16 protein-coding genes are annotated in these 19,020 nt (G+C 73.3%); 6 read left to right on the top strand and 10 right to left on the bottom strand.

Translation table 11 applies throughout. The features are described from left to right. From ACFVXH_RS36395 to ACFVXH_RS36375, 5 genes are all read right to left on the bottom strand, one after another. Positions 1-1,062: a TauD/TfdA family dioxygenase gene (locus ACFVXH_RS36395; RefSeq protein WP_387830422.1), complete on the bottom strand. Its 1,062-nt coding sequence runs from the start codon at positions 1,060-1,062 to the stop codon at positions 1-3. Next, positions 1,059-2,057 (bottom strand): ThiF family adenylyltransferase, encoded by a 999-nt coding sequence (locus ACFVXH_RS36390; RefSeq protein ID WP_053111967.1) that lies wholly within the window; start codon positions 2,055-2,057, stop codon positions 1,059-1,061. Before ACFVXH_RS36390 ends, ACFVXH_RS36395 begins: the two co-directional genes overlap by 4 nt. Beyond that, on the bottom strand, positions 2,054-2,929 hold the full coding sequence (locus tag ACFVXH_RS36385) for a hypothetical protein (RefSeq protein ID WP_387830420.1): 876 nt from the start codon (positions 2,927-2,929) through the stop codon (positions 2,054-2,056). Before ACFVXH_RS36385 ends, ACFVXH_RS36390 begins: the two co-directional genes overlap by 4 nt. Beyond that, positions 2,926-4,137, bottom strand: coding sequence for an acyl-CoA dehydrogenase family protein (locus ACFVXH_RS36380; RefSeq protein WP_074005496.1), 1,212 nt, complete (start codon positions 4,135-4,137; stop codon positions 2,926-2,928). The genes ACFVXH_RS36385 and ACFVXH_RS36380 overlap by 4 nt, the downstream gene beginning before the upstream one ends. Positions 4,138-4,205: 68 nt before the next feature. Further along, a complete protein-coding gene (locus ACFVXH_RS36375) occupies positions 4,206-4,526 on the bottom strand; it encodes a hypothetical protein (protein WP_387830418.1) in 321 nt (106 codons plus the stop codon). A 137-nt stretch (positions 4,527-4,663) separates the two neighbouring features. On the opposite strand from ACFVXH_RS36375, the gene ACFVXH_RS36370 reads away from it, so the two are divergent. After that, the gene (locus ACFVXH_RS36370; protein WP_063780062.1) at positions 4,664-5,020 is read left to right on the top strand and encodes a helix-turn-helix domain-containing protein; all 357 of its coding nucleotides are present in this window, start codon (positions 4,664-4,666) and stop codon (positions 5,018-5,020) included. 247 nt (positions 5,021-5,267) lie between these two features. Here the strand turns inward: ACFVXH_RS36370 and ACFVXH_RS36365 are convergent, their stop codons facing one another. Continuing rightward, positions 5,268-5,462 carry a DUF397 domain-containing protein gene (locus tag ACFVXH_RS36365; protein WP_074005498.1) on the bottom strand — a complete coding sequence of 65 codons (195 nt, stop codon included), beginning with the start codon at positions 5,460-5,462 and terminating at the stop codon, positions 5,268-5,270. A 198-nt stretch (positions 5,463-5,660) separates the two neighbouring features. Between ACFVXH_RS36365 and ACFVXH_RS36360 the strand changes: the two genes are divergently transcribed. The 3 genes from ACFVXH_RS36360 (at position 5,661) to ACFVXH_RS36350 (ending at position 12,193) form a co-directional block, all read left to right on the top strand. After that, positions 5,661-7,124, top strand: coding sequence for a TIR-like protein FxsC (locus ACFVXH_RS36360; RefSeq protein ID WP_387830416.1), 1,464 nt, complete (start codon positions 5,661-5,663; stop codon positions 7,122-7,124). Positions 7,125-7,197: 73 nt separating this feature from the next. Beyond that, positions 7,198-11,193 carry an FxSxx-COOH system tetratricopeptide repeat protein gene (gene fxsT / locus ACFVXH_RS36355; RefSeq protein ID WP_375876388.1) on the top strand — a complete coding sequence of 1,332 codons (3,996 nt, stop codon included), beginning with the start codon at positions 7,198-7,200 and terminating at the stop codon, positions 11,191-11,193. A gap of 31 nt (positions 11,194-11,224) precedes the next feature. After that, positions 11,225-12,193, top strand: coding sequence for a 2-hydroxyacid dehydrogenase (locus ACFVXH_RS36350; RefSeq protein ID WP_387830413.1), 969 nt, complete (start codon positions 11,225-11,227; stop codon positions 12,191-12,193). 7 nt (positions 12,194-12,200) lie between these two features. Here ACFVXH_RS36350 and ACFVXH_RS36345 read toward each other — a convergent pair whose 3' ends face one another. The 3 genes from ACFVXH_RS36345 to ACFVXH_RS36335 all read right to left on the bottom strand — a co-directional run bounded on the left by ACFVXH_RS36345 (position 12,201) and on the right by ACFVXH_RS36335 (position 15,077). Beyond that, positions 12,201-13,112 (bottom strand): alpha/beta fold hydrolase, encoded by a 912-nt coding sequence (locus ACFVXH_RS36345; RefSeq protein ID WP_049649964.1) that lies wholly within the window; start codon positions 13,110-13,112, stop codon positions 12,201-12,203. A gap of 11 nt (positions 13,113-13,123) precedes the next feature. Beyond that, the gene (locus ACFVXH_RS36340; RefSeq protein ID WP_049649965.1) at positions 13,124-14,041 is read right to left on the bottom strand and encodes a DUF4231 domain-containing protein; all 918 of its coding nucleotides are present in this window, start codon (positions 14,039-14,041) and stop codon (positions 13,124-13,126) included. A gap of 271 nt (positions 14,042-14,312) precedes the next feature. After that, positions 14,313-15,077, bottom strand: a complete 765-nt coding sequence (locus tag ACFVXH_RS36335; RefSeq protein ID WP_049649966.1) for a sugar isomerase domain-containing protein — start codon at positions 15,075-15,077, stop codon at positions 14,313-14,315. Positions 15,078-15,297: 220 nt separating this feature from the next. On the opposite strand from ACFVXH_RS36335, the gene ACFVXH_RS36330 reads away from it, so the two are divergent. After that, a complete protein-coding gene (locus ACFVXH_RS36330; RefSeq protein ID WP_049649967.1) occupies positions 15,298-15,990 on the top strand; it encodes a metal-dependent transcriptional regulator in 693 nt (230 codons plus the stop codon). Between the two features lie 483 nt (positions 15,991-16,473). Here ACFVXH_RS36330 and ACFVXH_RS36325 read toward each other — a convergent pair whose 3' ends face one another. Then, on the bottom strand, positions 16,474-17,184 hold the full coding sequence (locus ACFVXH_RS36325) for a bifunctional DNA primase/polymerase (protein WP_053111970.1): 711 nt from the start codon (positions 17,182-17,184) through the stop codon (positions 16,474-16,476). 306 nt (positions 17,185-17,490) lie between these two features. On the opposite strand from ACFVXH_RS36325, the gene ACFVXH_RS36320 reads away from it, so the two are divergent. Next, positions 17,491-18,867 carry a hypothetical protein gene (locus ACFVXH_RS36320; protein ID WP_049649968.1) on the top strand — a complete coding sequence of 459 codons (1,377 nt, stop codon included), beginning with the start codon at positions 17,491-17,493 and terminating at the stop codon, positions 18,865-18,867. The last annotated feature ends 153 nt before the right edge of the window (positions 18,868-19,020 follow it).

The raw sequence follows: 19,020 nt of genomic DNA, 5'->3' as shown, positions 1-19,020 counted from the left end.
TCAGACGCCGGCCGTGCCCACCAGCACGCGCTCGGCGCCGGCCGCCACCGGGGTCACCGGCCGGTGGCTGCGGCCCTGACCGCCCTGGCCGAGGTGGCCGTTGAGCGGCCGCAGGTCGGTGACCACGAAGGAGCGCCGCAGCCAGCGGTCGTTCCCGTCGTAGCGCGGGGTGAAGTCGGTGCGCCCGTGCACCGCACGGCGGTTGTCCAGGATGATCAGGTCGCCCGGCCGGAGCACCAGCCCCTTGAGCGTGCGGCGCACGGCCTCCTCCAGCCGCTCCAGCGCGGTCCGCGCCCGCGGCGTGGTCGCGACGGTGGCGTGGAAGTCCACCATGAGGTCCGGGCAGTCCTCCTCGCCGGAGAGGACCGGCATGGGCGCGGTCAGCACCCCCACCGAGGCGTCCGGGACGAAGGAGGAGCTGAACCTGGTCCGGAACTCCGGCCGCCGCAGGGCCGCCACCGTCTCGGCGTCCAGCAGCGGCAGGGCGTCGCCGATCCCGCCGCTGACGGTGGCGGCGACCTGGTCGTGGTCCGCGCGCAGGCAGACCAGGCTGAGGAAGTGCGGCGGGTTGGGGTGGAAGCCGTCCTCCGTGTGGAGCTCCAGCAGGACGGAGCCGCTGTTCTCCTGGCGCTGCTCGGCGCCGCGCTTCGGGCAGACGTCCTGGACCAGCCGGCCGTCCTTCTCGTCGCTGTAGGAGATGGAGCGGCCGAGCATCGACATGACCATGAGCTGGCTGATCGTCGCCACCGGGACCTCCGACCAGGTCGGCTCCGACCCCGGCCGGTCCGGGGTGGCGGGCAGCGTTCCGACCGGCAGGCCGGTGAGCAGGAGGCAGCCGCCGGCGTTGCTGCGGTCGCGGAACGCGATGAGCGCCCGCCGGACCGGGGCCGGCAGCGCGGCGGCCGCCAGCTCGACCGCGTGCAGCAGACCGGCGTCGTGCAGCGAGTGCCCGCGGAAGTCGAGGGCGACGGCCAGCGCGGCCCGGGCGATCTGCTCCGACTCCTCTGCGGTCAGCCGGATGCCGGCGCTGCGGATGTCGGTGTAGGTGAAGTCACTGGTCATGGTGCTGTCCTCTCTCTCGACGGGCCGGCCGCGCGCAGGGCCCACTGGCGGCGGGCCCGGTAGACCGGTGCGGGGGCGAAGCCGTTCCAGGCCTGCTCCGGCGGCAGCCAGGCGAGGAAACGGGCCCGCTCCAGGTGGCGGTGGAGGCGGTCGACGAGGCGCCGGCCCCTGGTCATCGCGACGTGGTGGACGTCCACCGCGACGGTGCGGGGCAGGGGCCGCCCGGAGACCAGGACGTTGACCATGTGCACCGCGAGCGCGCCGAACTGGGTCGCCGCCTCCGTGAGTTGGGGAACGCTGTAGTCCGGCCGGGCCAGGCCGCGGCGCAGCTCCCGGTACATCTCGCCGGGGATGTGCGCCCGGGGCGCGATCCGGAAGACCACCTCCCAGGTGTCCAGACGCTCCTCGTCGCCCGGGGCGATCTGGCCGTCGAAGATCTCCCGGACCACCCGGTAGTCGAAGCACTGGGCGGCGAGCATCCCCGCCATGTCCCAGGCCGTCACCAGCGGCTTGCGCTGGCGGCAGGCCTCCTGGTGCAGGCGGATCTTGGCCGCGAGGCCCGAGGGGGTGGTGACGTCGACACCGTCGACGATCACGTCCGCCTGCTCCACCAGCGCCCGGACGTTGGCCGCGGTGATGCCGTCCGGGACGACCCGGGCGTCGACGTGCGGGTTGATCCCGCGCAGCAGATCGACGCCGACGGAGGCCTTGTTCCGGCCCAGGTCGTCCACCGTGGCGTTCTGCCGGTTCAGGTTGTTGAGCTCGTACGTGCCGACGTCGGCCAGGACGAAGTGCCGGTACCCCATCCGTCCGAGCGGCTGGACGGTGGCCCCGCCGATGGAGCCGCAGCCGGCGATCAGCAGGCGCGTCCGGCCGATCCGTTCCTGGAGTTCGTCCGGGATCAGGCCCTGGTTGCGCTGGGTCAGGCACGCGTAGAACTGCGCCTCGTCCAGCTCACGGGCCTGTTCGGGGGTCTCCACGTCGATCGCGGTCATGACCGGGCCTCCAGGAAGTCGACGAGTCGGGAGCGCACCGAGCCCTCCCGGCCGGAGCCGAGCACGGTCCGCAGGTGTTCCAGCGTCGGCCGCAGCGCCCCGTCGTCCGTGAGGACGAAGGGGTACGAGCGCTCCTGCTGGTCCCACATGGGGGCGAAGAGGTCGGTGGGGTCGGGCGGGACGGGTGCGACATCCAGCGTCCGCACCGCGAAGCCCAGCAGGCGCAGCTGGTTGACGGCCCCTTCGAGCTTGCCGTCGCCCACGATCGCGGCGGCCGGGTCGCTGTCCAGCACCTCCAGGCAGCCGGCCGCCCAGGCTAGGTAGACCCACCAGGGGACGCTGACCGCGGCCTGCGAGCGGGGCATCGCGTAGTCGCGGACCAGGCGCTTGCCCTCCCGCACCAGGTGCGAGGGGGTCTGCGGGCCGAGGTGCTCGGCCAGCGGGAGGGCGTAGTCCCGCTCGACGACGAACGGCCGGTGGCCGGGGTCGCCGAGCGGGGTGTCGGCGTGGTCGCGGGCCGCGGCCAGGGTTCCGTAGCCGCGCAGGCGCCCGGTGGACCGTTCCACGACGAGGGTGTGGAAGTCCCGCAGCGCGAACTCGTCGTACGGTTCGGCGCGCAGACCGCGGGCGGCCACCGCGGCCGCGTCGACCCACCCGCGCTGGAGGTACTGCACCAGGCGGAAGCGGTAGACCTGGTCCAGCGCGGCGGCCGGCAGCCGCGCGCCGGCGACGGTCAGGACCAGCAGCCCCTCGGGGCTCACCGCGTGGAAGAGCGGGTCCCCGGTGAGCGACTCCTCCAGGCCCGGCAGGGTGATGTCGGCGCCGTCGCGCAGGAGGTCGTCGCGGTGGCGGTCGGCGAGGGCGGTGGTCATCGGATCTCCGGGACGGAGAACAGCTCACCGGTGATCACGAGCGCGAGCGCCTCGGGGGAGCCCTCGTAGATCCGCGGCCCGTAGGCGTCCCGCAGGACCCGGTCCATGCCGTCCCCGCGCTGGAAGGCCTGGGCGCCGATCAGGGCCATGGCGGCGTCGGCGTTGTCGATGGCGGCGCGGTCGGCGACCAGCTTGGCGACGGCCGGCTCGTACGCGGGGGTCGGGATGACGTTGTCGGCCTTCACCGCGGCGTCCAGGTACAGGGCCCGGGAGGCGGAGACGCGCGCGGCCATGTCGGCGAGCTTGCGCGCGGACATCTGGTGCTCGTACAGCAGCCGGCCGCCCTGCCGGCGGCTGCCGCTCCAGGCGACGGCCCGCTCCAGGGCGTGCCGGGCGATGCCGGTGGCCAGTGCCGCGCAGGTCACCCGGGTCACGTTGCCGATCGCCACGTTGAGGTCCCACCCGCCGGCCAGGCCGTTGAGGACGTTCTCCTCGGGGACCCGGGCGTCGGTGAAGACCAGCTCGCCCGCCGGCGCGGTCCGGTAGCCGACCTTGTCGTGGATCTCGCCGCGGGTGACGCCGTCCTGCTCCAGGTCCGTGACGAAGCAGGTCAGGCCGGTCGATCCGGGCTCGCCCTCCAGGTTGGCCATGACCGTCGCGTACGTCGCCACCGGGGCGTTGGTGATGTACCGCTTGGTGCCGTTCAGCAGGAACTCGCCGCCGGAACGCCTCGCGCTGGTCATCTCCTGGGCGTGCGGCGCGTTCTGCGGGAGCACCAGGTCGGTGCCGTTGCGCTCCTCGGCTACGGCGTTGCACGCCAGGACCGGGTCGGGGCCGAGGAACTTCGGCAGGTAGCGCTCCTGGAGGCGGGTGTCGCCGGAGATCAGGATCGGGGTCTGGAACAGGCCGGTCGCGCCGAAGACCACGGCCATGCCGGGGTCGGCGGCGGCCAGCTCCTCCAGGACGAGCGAGACGGCGATCTGGCTCAGCCCGAGGCCGCCCAGCTCCCGGGGGATCGCCATCCGCAGCAGGCCGACCTGGTGACCGGCGCGGACGGTGTCCCAGTCCACCTGGCCCTTCTCGACGGCGTCGCGCTCGGCGGCGCCGGGGGCCACCTGGTCCTTGGCGAACGCGACCACGGTGCGCAGGGCGTCCGCCTCGTGGGCGGCGAGCAGCGGGTGGTCGGCGGGGGAGTGGAGGGTGGACATGGGTGCTCCTTGTCTGGGGTGGTGGACGTCCGGAGGGCTCGGAGTCCGGGATTCCGGACTCCGGGTGCTCAGCGGCCGAGGCCGAAGGCCGCCAGGGCCTGGCCGAAAGCGAAGGTCTGCATCACCGGGCCGTGCGAGGACAGCCGGCGGCCGGTGACGGAGCGCATGAAGGTGCGTCGGCCGGAGGTGATGTCCAGCAGGTCGGCCCAGCTGATCCGCAGCACGTGGGTCGGAGCGTCGTCGGTGGTCCGGCCCCGCGGGTCGAGGGTCACCTCGGTGTCGGGGTCGCTGAGGACGAAGCGGACGGTGGCCCCCGCGGCGGCCCACTCGGGCGCGGCCTGGGCGGCCGCGGCGAGGGCCGTGACGGTCTTCTCGGGCGAAATGGTCATGGGGAACCCCTGGGAAGTGGTGATCGAGGAGGTCCCCAGTTATAGATCAGGACCGTGATCCACTTCACCGTGACGACCGCACCCCGGGGAGTTATGGTTACCCCGAAGTAACAGCCGGTCCACGGGGGGAGACCGAAATGAATGGTGACTGTCTTGCGCGTCTGGTAATGGACCGCATTGGCGAGCGGTGGACGATGCTCGCCTGTCAGCAGATTTCCGCCGGTGCGCGACGATTCTGCGATCTGAAATCCGGCATGGAGGGCGTTTCGGGCAAGGTGCTGTCCGAGACGCTGGTCCGCCTGGAGCGGGACGGCTTCATCGGGCGCCGGGTCGTCGGGAGCCGTCCGCCGGCCGTGATGTACGAGCTCACGCCCATGGGCGAGAGCCTGTTGCGACTGGTCGAGGGCATCGTCGCCTGGTCGGAACTGTACGGCGAGGACATCGAGCGGGCGCGCCAGGCGTACGCGGACCTCGAACTGGCCGCCGTCGGCTGACCGGGGCGCCGGGCGCGCGATCGTACGGGATCAGGGCGTCGTTCCGGTGCGGTGCAACCGGCCGAAACATTGTGGAAATGATTTCTTCGCACGCGCGGCCCGGCGAATAGCCGGTCGACCGCGGGCCCGGCCCATTCCGCACCGCGGAACCGGCCGGGTCCGCGGCGGTGCGGAAGTCTGCGGGAGAAATCGGGAAAGGCGCTGAATTGTCCGGCTTTCCCGTTCCCGCCTCAGGGGCCCGACGGGGTCAGGCGACGAAGTGGTCGAACTCGCCGGCCTTGGCGCCGCGGACCCAGGCGTTGAACTTGATGCGGGTGGTGGTGACGACGAGGGTGGGGTCGTTGGACTGCCGGATGTAGACGTGGTCGCCCGCGGAGGCGATCTCGATCCAGTCATCCTTGTCGCTGCTGGTGCTGGACCTCTGCCAGTCGAGGTGGTCCACGGATGCCCTCCTGGTGGTGCGTGGCGGCCGGAACGAGGGTACTGCTCCCTGTGCACGGGTGGCGGCATCGTTTCGGTCATGTCAATTCGTGCGAGACGTTGTGCTATTCCATTGGGGTGTCAGTCGTTCCTACACTGAAGCCCCGCCGCACGGGGGCTGCGGGAGGCAGGTTTGCCGACGGGCCCGGGGGAGGCGCGTGTGACTGACCGGGGCTGGGACGAGGACGACGCCCGGCCGTACTTCTTCCTCTCCTACGCGCACACCCCCAAGGCCGGTGCGCGGGGCGCGAGCGACCCGAACCACTGGGTCAGGCAGTTGTACCGGGATCTCTGCGAGGCGGTGCTGCAGCTCACCACCGTCCCGGACGGGGTCGCGGTCGGCTTCATGGACGAGTCCATGCACCAGGGCGAGTTGTGGGCCGAACGGCTGTCCGACGAGTTGGCGACGTGCCGGGTCTTCGTACCCCTGTACTCCCCGAGGTACTTCAACAGCGTTCCGTGCGGCCAGGAGTGGCACGCCTTCACCCGCCGACCGGTCTACCCGGCGAACCTCGACTCCGAGCGCACCAGCGGCATCGTGCCGGTGCTGTGGGCGCCGATGAGCCGCTACCGGCTGCCGAACGTGGCCAGTGAACTCCAGTTCAACCACACGAGCTTCGGACCCGAGTACGCCACCGAGGGGCTCTACGCGCTGATGAAGCTCAGCTACTTCCGCTCCTCCTACGAGCTGGCCGTGCACCGGCTGGCGGCCCGGATCGTCCAGGTCGCCGAGGAGACGGTGATCCCGGTCGGGCGGCGGCTGGAGTTCAACACCCTCCCGAGCGCCTTCAACGTCACCGCCCCGACCAAGCAGCTGCGGATCTCCGTACTCTCCTACCACCAGAACGAGTTGCCCGCCGACCGCAGCCCCGACTACTACGGCGAACGGCGCACCGACTGGCACCCGTACCGGCCGGTCGGCTCGCCGATCGCCCAGCACGCGGCCCGCCTTGCCCGGCAGTTGGGGTTCCAGCCGACCGTGCACGAGTTCGACGACGAGGTCGAGTCGATCATCGACGGCAACGCCGAGGCGCCCGGCCTGCTGCTGCTCGACCGCTGGGCGCTGCGCGATCCGCGCCGGCGCGAACTGGTCCGGCGCTTCGACCGCTCGGACGCCACCTGGGTGAGCATCCTGGAGCCGTTCAACGGCGACGACCCCGAGTGCGCCGAACGCTCCGACGAACTCGGCGACTTGAGCGACGATGCGCTGCGCATCACCCGGCGCGCGAGCCGGCCGAGCTTCCTCGGCGCGACCGGCCCGACCGGGCTGCACACGCTGGAGGACTTCGACGACGCGCTGCCCCGGGCGGCGATGAAGGCCAAGTACGCCTTCGAGGGCCGCACCCGGGCCGAACCGGAGGAACCGCCGCCACCGCGGCCGAGCCTGCGGGACGCGTTCCGGCGCCCAGGGGGCGGGTACGGGTCGGACGGAGCCTCGGCGGACCCCTTCGGGGACGACCAGGGGGACGACCCCGCCGACAGCAGAAGCAACGGCAACGGCCGCACCCAGCACCGGAGTCGGAACAACGGCAACGACCCGCACCGCGAGCACGCACCGTACCGCGACGACGGCGATGAACCCGATGACGGGATGGCGCCCTTGGGAGGACGAGGACCGCAATGAGTGAGCGAAGCGAACGAATCATCGGAGGGTGCGTGTCTCGCGAAGCGACCGCCGAGCGCAGCGAGGTGGCCGCATGAGCGATAACGTCACCAGGAACCTGCGCCTCGGCGGGCTCACCGCCGCCGACCTGGCCGCCCAGCGGCAGGCGGCGGAGCAGGACCGCAACGGCCGGATCATCACCTTCTACTCGTACAAGGGCGGCACCGGCCGCACCATGGCGCTCGCCAACACCGCCTGGATCCTGGCCGCCAACGGGTTCCGGGTGCTCACCGTGGACTGGGACCTGGAGGCGCCCGGCCTCGCCAAGTTCTTCCACCCGTTCCTCGACCAGGCCTCGCTGGCCGGCACCACCGGCATGATGGACCTGATCGCCGAGTACCGGGAGGAGGCGCTGCGCCCGGTCGAGCACGCCGAGGGCTGGCACCTGGACTTCGCCCGGGTGCACCCGCACGCGCTCTCGCTCATCTGGCCGCACTTCCCGGCCGGCGGCAGCCTGGACTTCCTCTCCGCGGGCCAGTTCAACCGCGACTACTCCGAGGCCGTCACCCACCTCGACTGGGACATCTTCTACGACCGCTTCGACGGCGGGCAGTTCTTCGACGCCCTCAAGGCCGACATGGCCAAGCGCTACGACTACGTGCTGATCGACTCCCGCACCGGCCTGTCCGACATCGCCGAGATCTGCACCGTCCAGATGCCCGACGACCTGGTGGTCTGCTTCACCCTCAGCGACCAGTCCATCGACGGCGCCTCCCGGATCGCCCAGCACATCCACGACCGCTACCGCGAGCGCGGCATCCGCATCCTGCCCGTCCCGATGCGCATCGACGAGGGCGAGAAGGAGAAGGCGGACGCCGGCCGCGCCCTCGCCCGGGTCCGCTTCGACGGGCTGCCGACCGGCTTCGAGGGCGAGGAACTCGCCCAGTACTGGGGCTCGGTGGAGATCCCGTACCGGCCGTTCTACGCCTACGAGGAGATCCTCGCGACCTTCGGCGACCAGACCGGCACGCCCACCTCGATGCTGGCCGCCTGCGAGCGGCTCACCTCCATGATCACCGAGGGCCGGGCGGCCGGCCTGCCGCCGATGGACGAGGAGGTGCGGCTGCGCTACGTGGACGCGTTCACCCGCCGCCGCCCGTCCGTGCCCGCCGACCTCTACCTGTCCTACGTCCCCGAGGACCGGATGTGGGCGGACTGGATCGAGTCCGTCCTGACCAGGGCCGGCTTCCGGGTGCTGCCGCGCGACCTCAGCGCCGGCACCGACCCGCGCGAGGAGACCGAGCGCGGCATCGACTCCGCGTACCGGACGGTCGCCGTGCTCTCGCCCGCCTACCAGCGCTCCCCGCAGGCGCGGGCGCTGTGGGAGTCGGTGGTCAGCTCCGACCCCTCCGGCACCCGGCGCCAGCTGCTGCCGGTCCGGGTCGGCGACGTCCGGCTCACCGCGCCGTTCAGCAACCGCAACCCGGTCGACCTGGTCGGCCGCGACGAGACCCAGTCGATCCAGAGCCTGCTGCGCGCGCTCGGCCGCGGCGACTCCCCGCTCGACGAAGCGCCCAGCGGCGGCCCGCGCTTTCCCGGCAGCAAGCCCTCGGTGTGGGACGTCCCGCCGCGCAACCCCTCCTTCACCGGCCGCGCCGCCGTCCTGGAGCAGCTGCGCAACCAGCTGCGCGGCGGCATGGCGGCCGTGCTGCCCACCCCGCAGACCCTGTACGGGCTCGGCGGCGTCGGCAAGACCCAGGTGGCCCTGGAGTACGCCCACCGCTTCATGTCCGACTACGACCTGGTCTGGTGGATCGACGCCGAGCAGATCGAGCTGGTCGCCCCGGCGCTCGCCGAACTCGCCCGCCGGCTCGGCCTGCGGGTCGGCGACTCGGTCACCGAGGCCGCCGAGGCGGCCCGGGAGGCGCTGCGGCGCGGCGTGCCCACCTCGCGCTGGCTGCTGATCTTCGACAACGCCGACGAGCCCGCCGAGATCCGCCGGTTCTTCCCCGGCGGCTCCGGCCACATCCTGGTCACCTCCCGGAACCAGGCCTGGACCGGGCACGCCGAGGCGCTGGAGGTCGACGTCTTCACCCGCGGGGAGAGCGTCGAGCACCTGTGCCGGCGCGCCCGCAGCCTCTCCCGCCCGGACGCCGACCGGGTCGCCGAGGCGGTCGGCGACCTGCCGCTGGCCGTCGAGGTGGCCGCCGCCTGGCTGGACACCACCGGCACCCCGGTGGAGACCTACGTCTCCCAGCTGCACGCCGAGGCCGCCCGCGCGCTGGCCGTCGGCCGCCCGGCCGACTACCCGACCCCGGTCGCCGCGACCTGGAACGTGTCGATCGGACGGCTGCGCCAGCAGTCCCCGGCGGCCGTCCGGCTGCTCCAGCTCTGCGCCTTCTTCGCGCCCGAGCCGATCTCGATGAACCTCTTCTACAGCGACCAGATGATCCGGGCGCTGGTGCGGTTCGACGCCGACCTCAGCGACAAGTTCATGCTGGGCAAGGTGATCCAGGCGATCGGCCGGTACGCGCTGGCCAAGGTCGACGCCGGCAGCAACAGCTTCCAGGTGCACCGGCTCGTCCAGGCGGTGATCCGGGCCGGGATGACCGCCGACGAGCAGGAGGTCGCCGTCCACGAGGTGCACCGCATCCTCACCGGCGCCCGGCCCGTCCTCGGCGACACCGACGACCCGGCCAACTGGCCCGCCTTCGACGAGATCTGGCCGCACCTGTCGCCGTCCAAGGCGCACAACTGCGACGAGGCGGACACCCGCCAGCTGCTCATCGACCGGGTCCGCTACCTGTGGAAGCGCGGCGAGCTCGACCGCGCCCGCGACCTCGGCCACGCCCTGGACGTGGAGTGGACCGGCAAGCTCGGCGAGGACGACCGGCAGACCCTGCTGCTGCGCTTCCAGCTCGCCAACGTGCTGCGCTCCCAGGGGAACTACGGCGAGGCGCTGGCCCTGGACGAGGACACCCTGGAGCGCCAGCGGGCCCTGCTCGGCGAGCACCACCCGTACACCCTGATGACGGCCGGCTCGCTCGGCGCCGACCGCAGGGCGCTCGGCCGGTTCCAGGCCGCCCTCGACCTCGACCGCGAAATCCTCGACCAGTTCCGCGAGTTGTTCGGCGACGACAACCCGCGCACGCTCTCCATGGCGAACAACCTGGCGATCGACTACCGGCTGGTCGGCGACAGCGAGGCGGCCCGCGAACTCGACCAGGAGACCCTCGACCGGCGCACCGCCGTCCTCGGCCCCAAGCACCCCTACACCCTGTCCACCAAGTCCAACCTGGCCCGCGACCTGCGCGAACTCGGCGACTACCGCGGCTCGGTGGACCTGCTCCAGGAGGTCACCTCCGACCTCGGCGACGTGCTCGACCCGGACCTGCCGGAGAACCTGCGCAACGCCAAGTCGCTGGCCGTCTCGCTGCGCCGGATCGGCCAGCTCGCCGAGGCCCGCCGGATCACCAAGGAGACCTACGAGCGCTACCTGGAGCGCTACGGCGCCGACGCCCCCGACGCGCTCGCCTGCGCGCTCAACCTGGCCGCCGACCACAGCGCCTCCGGCGACAAGGAGGCCGCCCGCGACCTCTGCTCCACCGTCTTCGAGGGCCACCGGCGGCTGTTCGGCGACGAGCACCCGTTCACCCTGGCCTGCGCCAACAACCTCGGCATCTACCTGCGGGGCAGCGGCGACGTCCCGGGCGCCATCGAGCGCGGCCGGATCACCTTCGAGGGGCTGACCCGCTCGGTCGGGCCCGAGCACCCGTACACCCTCAACGCGATGATCAACCTGGCCAACGCCTACGGCGACGACGGGCAGCTGGACCGCGCCGAACGGCTCGGCCGGGCCGCGTACCAGGGGCTCTGCGACCGCTACAGCGCCCAGCACCCGGACGCGGTGGCCTGCGAGGCCAACCTGGCGATCACCCTGCGGTCGGGCGGGCGGCACACCCAGGCGGCCGAACTGCGGGCCCGGGCGATCTCCGAGCTGATCCGGCAGTTCGGCGAGGAGCACCCCAACACGGTCGCCGCGCGCGGCTGGAAGCGGATCAACCGGGACCTGGAGCCGCAGCCGGTCTGACCGGGCAGGGGGCGGGGTACGCTGCCGGACCATGAGCACCCCGCCCCCGGTCCTGGTCACCCGGCGCCTCGCCCCCGGCGTCATCGAACGGCTCACCGCGCACCACGCCGTCACCTGCCACGACTCCGACCTGGCGATGGACCGGGCCGCCCTGCTGGACGCCGTCCGCGGCCGGCGGGCCGTGATCACCACCCTGGACGACCGGGTGGACGCCGAGTTCCTCGACGCGGCCGGCCCGGGGCTGGCGGTCGTCGCCAACCACGCCGTCGGCTACCACAACGCGGACGTGGCCGCCTGCGCCGAACGCGGGGTGCTGGTCACCAACACCCCCGGCGTGCTCACCACCGCCACCGCCGACATGGCCTGGGCGCTGCTGCTGGCCGCCACCCGCCGGCTCGGCGAGGGCGAGCGGCTGCTGCGCTCCGGCGCGCCCTGGACCTGGGCGCCGAACTTCCTGCTCGGCATGGAGCTGGCCGGCACCCCGCTGGGCGTGCTCGGCATGGGCCGGATCGGCCAGGCGGTGGCCCGCCGGGCCCGCGCCTTCGACATGCCGGTCGGCTACCACAACCGCCGCGAACTGCCGCCCGAGCAGGCCGGGGGCGCCGACTGGAAGCCGCTGGAGGAACTGCTCGCCACCTCCACCGTGCTGGTCGTCACCTGCCCGTTCACCGCCGACACCCGGCACCTGCTGGACGCCCGCCGGCTCGCCCTGCTGCCGCGCGGCGCGGTGGTGGTCAGCATGACCGCGGGCGTGGTGGACGAGGAGGCGCTGGCCGCCGCGCTGGAGTCCGGCGCGCTGTTCGCCGCCGCCGTGGACAACTTCGAGCGCGAGCCGGCCGTCCCGTCCGCGCTGCTCGCCCAGGAGCGCGCCGTGCTCGCCCCGCACCTGGGCAGCGCCACCGTCCGCACCCGGCAGGCGATGGGCGGCCTGGCGGTGGACAACGTGCTGGCGGTGCTCGGCGGTTCGGCGCCGCTGACGCCGGTGGTCCAGCCCATCTGACGGCCGCTCAGCGCCCCGGACGCCGGTGGAGGTCCGAACCCCCCGGGGCACCCCAGCCGGCCGCCCAGGCCAGCGCGGTGGTCATCACCCGGAACGCCCCGAAGTGCGCGGCGCCGGGCTCCAGGAACAGCTCGGCGTCCGGGATGTGGTCGGCCAGCCAGCGGGAGTGGTCGACCGGCGAGAACTGGTCGTCCGCGCCGTGCCAGAGCCAGGTCGGCACCCGGACCGACCCGACCTCGAACCCCCAGTCGGCGGTGAAGGCCAGCACGTCGTCGATCCAGCCGTCCGCGCCGTGCCGGAACGCCTCCCGGTAGTTGCTCTGGAGCATCCGCCGCAGCCCGCTGTCGGCCACCACCTCCCGGTCGGCGGCGGAGAGTTCGGTGCGCAGCCCGTTCAGCAGCCGGACCGGGTCGTCCTTGATCTGCCGGGAGCGGAACTCCATCGCGTCGGCGATCCGGCCGTGCCCGCGCTCGGCCTCCTTGTAGGCGCGGACGTTGGACGGGGTCATCCCCGCGTACCAGTCCAGACCGGTCGCGTTGCGCGGGGCCAGGCCGACCAGCACCGCCGCCCGGCTGACCCGCTCCGGCAGCAGCGCCGCGCAGGCCAGCGCGTGCGGGCCGCCGCCGGAGCGGCCGAGCACCGCGAAGTTCTCCAGCCCGAACTCGTCCGCGATGGTCCGCACGTCCGCGGCCGCCGCGCTCACCCGGCGGCCGAACAGCCGGGTCGAGTCGCCGTAGCCGGGCCGGTCGTACGAGATGAGCCGTACGCCCAGCCGGTACAGCACGGTGCTGCGCGGGTGCGGGCCGACCCGGCTGCCGGGCATGCCGTGCAGCAGGAAGACCGGACGGCCGCGCGGGTCGCCGAGGGACTCCACGGCGAGGGCGCGGTCGTCCGCCGTCTTGACCGTCCGTAACGACACCTGCGGCCTCCTCAGTGCTCCGGGTCGGTTGCGTGCTCCCGGTCGGTGGTGGTGCGCACCTCCCGGCGCGCCTGCCAGGTGGTGTGCTCGCGGGAGATCGCGTCCTCGGCGTCCCGGGCCAGGCGGGCCCAGACCTCCTCGGCCTCCATCGACTCCAGGTCCAGCTGGGCGAGTTGGCGCTGGACCTGCGCCAGCTCCTCGGCGGCCAGGGCGTACGCGGCGGCCAGCGGCCGGTACTGGCGCAGCTGCGCCCAGGCGGCGACCGAGGCGGCCACCGCCGAGACCGTGCCCAGCGCGTCGTAGCCGAACGCGCCGAGCGCCCGCAGGACGGCGAGCACCAGGCCCAGCGCGGGCAGCAGCACGCCCAGCACCCCGGCCCAGTGCCCGGCGCGGGCGCAGTAGCGGGCCTTGGCGCGGTACCAGTCGTGCTGCAGCCGGATCCGCTCGGCCAGGTACACCTCGCGGCGCACCGCCAGCGGCTGCCCGCGCAGGTCGCGCATCGCCGGGGTGATCTCCACCCCGGCGTCCGGGACGCCCACCGGGGTCTCCCGGAACGCGCCGAGCACCCGGGCGAGCTGGAAGCGGTACAGGCCCTCGGCGTCCGGCAGGGGGCGCGGCGGGGGCTGGTAGGCGTCGGCCCGGACGGCGTACTTCCAGGCCAGCGTCTTCACCGACTCGGCGGCCGCCCGGCCCTCGTACCAGAGGCCCTGCGGGTTCTGCCGGCTGATCACCACGGCCAGCGCGATCGCGCCGAGGTAGGCGGCCGCCGCCGGCCAGGCCCAGGGCTCGCCGTCGGCGGAGCCGGTCGCCGCGGCGACCACCAGCAGGACCAGCTCCCAGGCGGAGAGCAGCACCGAGCGCCGCTGCCCGCGCAGTGAGGCCGCGTCGGCGGCCCAGAAGAACTCGGGCAGCAGGTCCCGCTCACGCACCCACCCGGTCCGTCCCGCAACAGACGCCATGTTCGGCCCCCACCAGTCGCTCCGGTCGCACCGCTCTCCTGCCCCGGGCGGCTCGCCGGTACGCCTGGTGACGGCCGGGGCGGCCGGATGTGGCCGGGAAGACCCGGTGGTTGTCCGGTACTCCCCGTGTTCGGTCCGGCACCCAGCGTGCGGGAGGTGGTGGGGGCGTGCGGCGGCCGACGGGTGTGCGCGGGCGACCTGCCGGTGCGGACCGGCGGGTTCACCCGGGCGGGAGTGCGGCTCAGTAGGTGTAGAAGACCCGCTCGGCGTTCTCGGCCATCTGCTTCGCGTTCCACTCGGTGCCGCCCGGGACGTTGCCGGAGCGGAACAGCGGCGGCGCGGGGCACTCCCCGGCGGCCGCCCGGTCGGCCAGCCGGCCGACCGCCGAGGCGACCACGGCCTGCATCAGCGCGCTGGTCACGATGGTGGAGACCGGGCCGAAGGTGGTCTCGGCGCCGGGGTGGGTCAGCTCGCCGTCGCCGACCGCGATCTTGCTGTCCAGCACCACGTCGCAGTGGTCCTTCAGGTAGGTGCCGGTCGGGTGCGCCGAGGGCACCTCCCGCGGGTACGCGAGCGAGGTCACACCGACGACCTTGAGGCCGCGGTCCCGGGCGTACCGGGCCAGCTCGACCGGCATCACCTGGCGGCCGGAGAGCGAGATCACGAACAGCAGGTCCCCGGCGGTCGCCGGGGTCAGGTCCAGGGTGGCGGTGGCCAGCCCGGAGACCCGCTCCAGCGCGCTGGACAGCGGCGCGGGCATCACCGTCACCCCGGCCATCCCGGGCACGTTCAGCAGGTTCACCGGGACCAGCCCGCCGGCCCGGTAGACCACGTCCTGGGCCGGCAGCGCGGAGTGCCCGGCACCGAAGGTGAATACCCGGCGACCTTCGGTCATCGCCTCCGCCAGCAGCGCGGCGGCAGCCTCGATGGTGTCGGCCTCCTCCTCGCGGACCCGCTGGAGGTGGGAGATCGCCGCGTCGAAGTACCGGCCGACCAGGTCGTTCATCTGCTGCCTTCGCTCTCTGCCGGTGGGGGATCCGGCCGGGTGGGGTGGTCCGGGTGGTCCAGACCGCCGGTGGAGAAAGCTTCGGCGAGCACGGTCGCGCCCCGGCGGCATCGTTGTCAACAGGAACAAAACGGGTCCCCGGAGCCCCGGGGCGGACCCGGTTGTCGGTCCGGTACGTCAGAATTGGCGGTGAGGACACCGAAGAACGGAGCCAGCGGCGATGTCTGGGCTGATCGACACCACTGAGATGTACCTTCGCACCATCCTGGAGCTGGAGGAGGAGGGCATCGTCCCGATGCGCGCCCGCATCGCCGAGCGCCTGGAACAGAGCGGTCCCACGGTCAGCCAGACGGTCGGCCGGATGGAGCGCGACGGGCTGCTCCAGGTCGCCGGGGACCGCCACCTGGAGCTGACCGAGGAGGGCCGCCGGCTCGCGGTGCGCGTCATGCGCAAGCACCGCATCGCCGAGTGCCTGCTCGTCGACGTGATCGGCCTGGAGTGGGAGCAGGTGCACGAGGAGGCCTGCCGCTGGGAGCACGTGATGAGCGAGACGGTCGAGCGCAAGGTGCTCGCCATGCTCGGCCACCCCACCCAGTCCCCGTACGGCAACCCGATCCCGGGCCTGGACGAGCTGGGCGACACCAAGGCCGAGGGCGAGGGCTTCGACGCCGGGCTCGTCCCGCTGGACACCGTCAAGCCGGGCGAGGCCGGGGCCGACGTCGTGGTCCGCCGGATCGGCGAGCCGATCCAGACGGACAGCGCGCTGATGAGCACCCTGCGCCGGGCCGGCGTCCGGCCGGGCTCCACGGTCAAGGTGAGCGCCGGCGTCGGCGGCGTGCTGGTCGGCACCGGGGACAACGCGGCGGAGCTGGGCAAGGACATCGCCCAGCACGTCTTCGTCGCCCAGGCCTGAGCCCGTACCGCGCCTGAGAACTCCGGTACGCCGGGTGCTCCGGTACGGCGAAGGGGCCCGCTGCTCCCCGTGCAGCGGGCCCCTTCGTCCTCCCCATCCCCTCCGTCCCCTCCTGTTCCCTCCCGCTTCCCCTCCGTCGCCGCCGCCCGGCTTCCCCGTCCGAGCGCCCCTGCCGGCGTCCCCACACATCGCAATTCCTCCCCTCGGCCGATCATGGCAATCCTTGAGTGCTGTCACTCGTACGAGGGGCTTTGCCGGTTGACCAGCGGGTACACGGAGGCCTTATCCGGACATGCGTATGACGGGCCCCGTCCCCGGTGGGGGACAAGGCCCGTCACTCGCGCGCGTGGTGTCGCGCGGAGCACGCCCTCACCCGATCGGCAGAGGGCGGCTGGTCTCGGGGGCGTCCGACACGCCCGGGGCCGAACGGAGCAGGTCGGATGGCGCGGCTCGGACGGAGCGGGTCGGGGGAGCGGCCCGGGCTCAGCCCACCGGCGCGGGCTGGGCGGCCCCGGCGGTGCGGACCGAGGGCGCCTCGCGGCCGCAGGCGTACGCGAGCGGGCTGATCAGTTCCGCGGCGTCCGGCAGCCAGCGGTTGAGCGCGGTGGGGGAGCGGGCCCACTGGGCGTACCCGAGGGAGCCGATCCGGGACGGCGGGGCCACCGTCCAGTCCCCCTCGCCGCGGGCGACCAGGTCCAGCCGGCCGGGCGGCCAGCCGAGCCGGCGGAGCATCTCCGGGAGCCTGGCCGCGACCCCGGGCAGCACCAGGAAGTGCAGCCGCCGCCCGATCCGCCCGGGCGCGGCGGGCTGGACCGCCACCGGGCCGAGCTGGAGGTCCATCCGCTCCATCCGGGCGAGCGCCAGGCAGCCGGCCGTCTCCGGGACGTCCAGGACGTCGAACGAGCGCCCGGTGGGCAGCAGGATCGACGCCTGCGACCGCTCGGTCCACCAGCTCCGCACCGCGCCGGGGCCGGCGCTCGCCTGCCGCGCCCAGTCCGGGTCCAGCGGGTGGGCGCCCGGCAGCGTGCAGCGCCGGTCGCCGCAGGAGCAGCGGACGCCGCCGTCGCCGTCGTCGACCAGCCAGGCGCCCGGGGCGACCTCCCAGTGGCGGGTCTCGGCGTAGCCGACGGCTTCGATGAGTAAGGGGGGCGGAGCGGCCTTCTCGTTCCGGTCCGCGTCGGGGATGTCTTCCACGGGGTGCTCAACTACCGTGCGTGAGGCTGGTTACGGCCCGGAGCCGCCCGGTTGGGTGCATCGCGGCAATGTCACCCGTTCCGGTTAGTCGACCGAGTTGAAGGGCCCGAGGGCAGGCGCAGCGGGGGCGCACAGGAGCATTTACCAGGGCGCAAGGGGGGTGCGGTTCGTCACCGTGGGTATCCCGCTGGCGTTGCTGATCGCTAACCTGGTGTCAGATTCCTTGGACGGTCGGACAGTCGGCAACAGATCAGCAGAATCGTCGCCCGCCGGCCGGGACCGGAGGGTGTGGGGAGGCGAAGCCCAATGGCCGCGAGACCACTCGTCGCACGACAGCCCAACGAGCGTCTGCAGCAACTGATCCAGGAGGCCAGCTGTTCCAATGCCGGCCTGGCCCGCAGGGTCAACCTCTGCGGCGCCGAGCACGGGCTGGACCTTCGGTACGACAAGACCTCCGTCGCCCGCTGGCTGCGCGGGCAGCAGCCGCGCGGGCAGGCGCCGGCCGTGATCGCCGAGGCCCTCGGCCGCAAGCTCGGCCGCAGCGTGTCGGTCGAGGAGATCGGCATGGCGGACGGCAAGAACCTGAGCTCCGGCATCGGGCTCCAGTTCGCGCCGACCATCGGCGCCGCCCTGGAGCAGGTGTGCGAGCTGTGGCGCAGTGACGTCGGCCGGCGGGACTTCCTGACCGGCGCGACGGTCGCCGCCTCCGCGCTGGTGGAGCCCAGCCGGGACTGGCTGATCACCCCGCCGGACCCGGTGGTGGCGCGGGCCGGCGGCCCCCGGGTCGGTCCGACCGACGTGGCCGCGATCAAGGCGACCACCGCGATGCTGGTCGACCTGGACCACCGCTTCGGCAGCGGCCACGTGCGCCCGGTGGTGGTGCACTACCTCAACTCGGTGGTCTCCGGCCTGCTCGGCGGCGCCTACCGGGAGGAGACCGGGCGCCAACTCTTCGCCGCCGTGGCCAGGTTGACCGAACTGGCCGGCTACATGGCGGTGGACACCGGACAGCCCGGGCTCGCCCAGCGCTACTACATCCAGGCGCTGCGGCTGGCCCAGGCCGCCGACGACCGCGGCTACGGCGGCTACGTGCTGGCCGCCTCGATGAGCCACCTGGCCGCCACCCTCGGCAACCCGCGCGAGATCGCCCAACTCGCCCGCGCCGCCCAGGAAGGCGCCCGCTCGGTGGCCACCCCGACGGCGATGGCGATGTTCTACGCCGCCGAGGCCCGCGGCCACGCCCTGCTCGGCGACGCCCGCTCCTGCGAGACGGTGTCGGCCAGGGCGCTGGAGGCGATGGAGAAGCGCCGCCCGGAGGACGACCCGGACTGGATCGCCCACTTCGACGACGCCTACCTCGCGGACGAGCTCGCCCACTGCCACCGGGACCTGGAGCAGGCCGGCCCGGCCGAGCACTACGCCCGGCGGGCGCTCGACCTGCACCCGCCGACCCGGGTCCGGCGCCGCGCGGTGGACCTCGTCCTGCTGGCCACCGCCCAGCTCCAGCAGCGGGACCTGGAACGCGCCTGCGAGACGGGCACCCAGGCGGTCCGGCTGCTGAGCGGGCTGCGCTCCAACCGGGGCGTGGAGTACCTGGACGAGTTCCGGCGCCGCCTGGAGCCCTACCGGGAGCAGCGGGTGGTCCGGGAGTTCCACGCCCGGGCCGACGCCGAGGCGGCCTAACCAGGGGCCGCCGCGGATCGTCTGTGCAGGGAGCGTGACGGATGTCCCGCCCACGTGGTCACCCGGTGAGGCGAACCGGTAGCGTGGGCGCGACGTCCAATGGAACTGTGATGCTCCCAAGAACCGACGAGATGTGGTCCGCCGTCAGTGCGC

The organism is Kitasatospora sp. NPDC058184 (genome assembly GCF_042883725.1).
In the GTDB taxonomy this organism is placed as follows: domain Bacteria; phylum Actinomycetota; class Actinomycetes; order Streptomycetales; family Streptomycetaceae; genus Kitasatospora.
This window is presented reverse-complemented; position numbering and strand designations above follow the sequence as displayed.

Excerpts from the sequence above, each read along its gene's own strand:
- ACFVXH_RS36395 (WP_387830422.1), bottom strand. The coding sequence starts at position 1,062 with ATGACCAGTGACTTCACCTACACCGACATCCGCAGCGCCGGCATCCGG.
- ACFVXH_RS36390 (WP_053111967.1), bottom strand. The coding sequence starts at position 2,057 with ATGACCGCGATCGACGTGGAGACCCCCGAACAGGCCCGTGAGCTGGAC.
- ACFVXH_RS36385 (WP_387830420.1), bottom strand. The coding sequence starts at position 2,929 with ATGACCACCGCCCTCGCCGACCGCCACCGCGACGACCTCCTGCGCGAC.
- ACFVXH_RS36380 (WP_074005496.1), bottom strand. The coding sequence starts at position 4,137 with ATGTCCACCCTCCACTCCCCCGCCGACCACCCGCTGCTCGCCGCCCAC.
- ACFVXH_RS36375 (WP_387830418.1), bottom strand. The coding sequence starts at position 4,526 with ATGACCATTTCGCCCGAGAAGACCGTCACGGCCCTCGCCGCGGCCGCC.
- ACFVXH_RS36370 (WP_063780062.1), top strand. The coding sequence starts at position 4,664 with ATGAATGGTGACTGTCTTGCGCGTCTGGTAATGGACCGCATTGGCGAG.
- fxsT (WP_375876388.1), top strand. The coding sequence starts at position 7,198 with ATGAGCGATAACGTCACCAGGAACCTGCGCCTCGGCGGGCTCACCGCC.
- ACFVXH_RS36350 (WP_387830413.1), top strand. The coding sequence starts at position 11,225 with ATGAGCACCCCGCCCCCGGTCCTGGTCACCCGGCGCCTCGCCCCCGGC.
- ACFVXH_RS36335 (WP_049649966.1), bottom strand. The coding sequence starts at position 15,077 with ATGAACGACCTGGTCGGCCGGTACTTCGACGCGGCGATCTCCCACCTC.
- ACFVXH_RS36330 (WP_049649967.1), top strand. The coding sequence starts at position 15,298 with ATGTCTGGGCTGATCGACACCACTGAGATGTACCTTCGCACCATCCTG.
- ACFVXH_RS36320 (WP_049649968.1), top strand. The coding sequence starts at position 17,491 with ATGGCCGCGAGACCACTCGTCGCACGACAGCCCAACGAGCGTCTGCAG.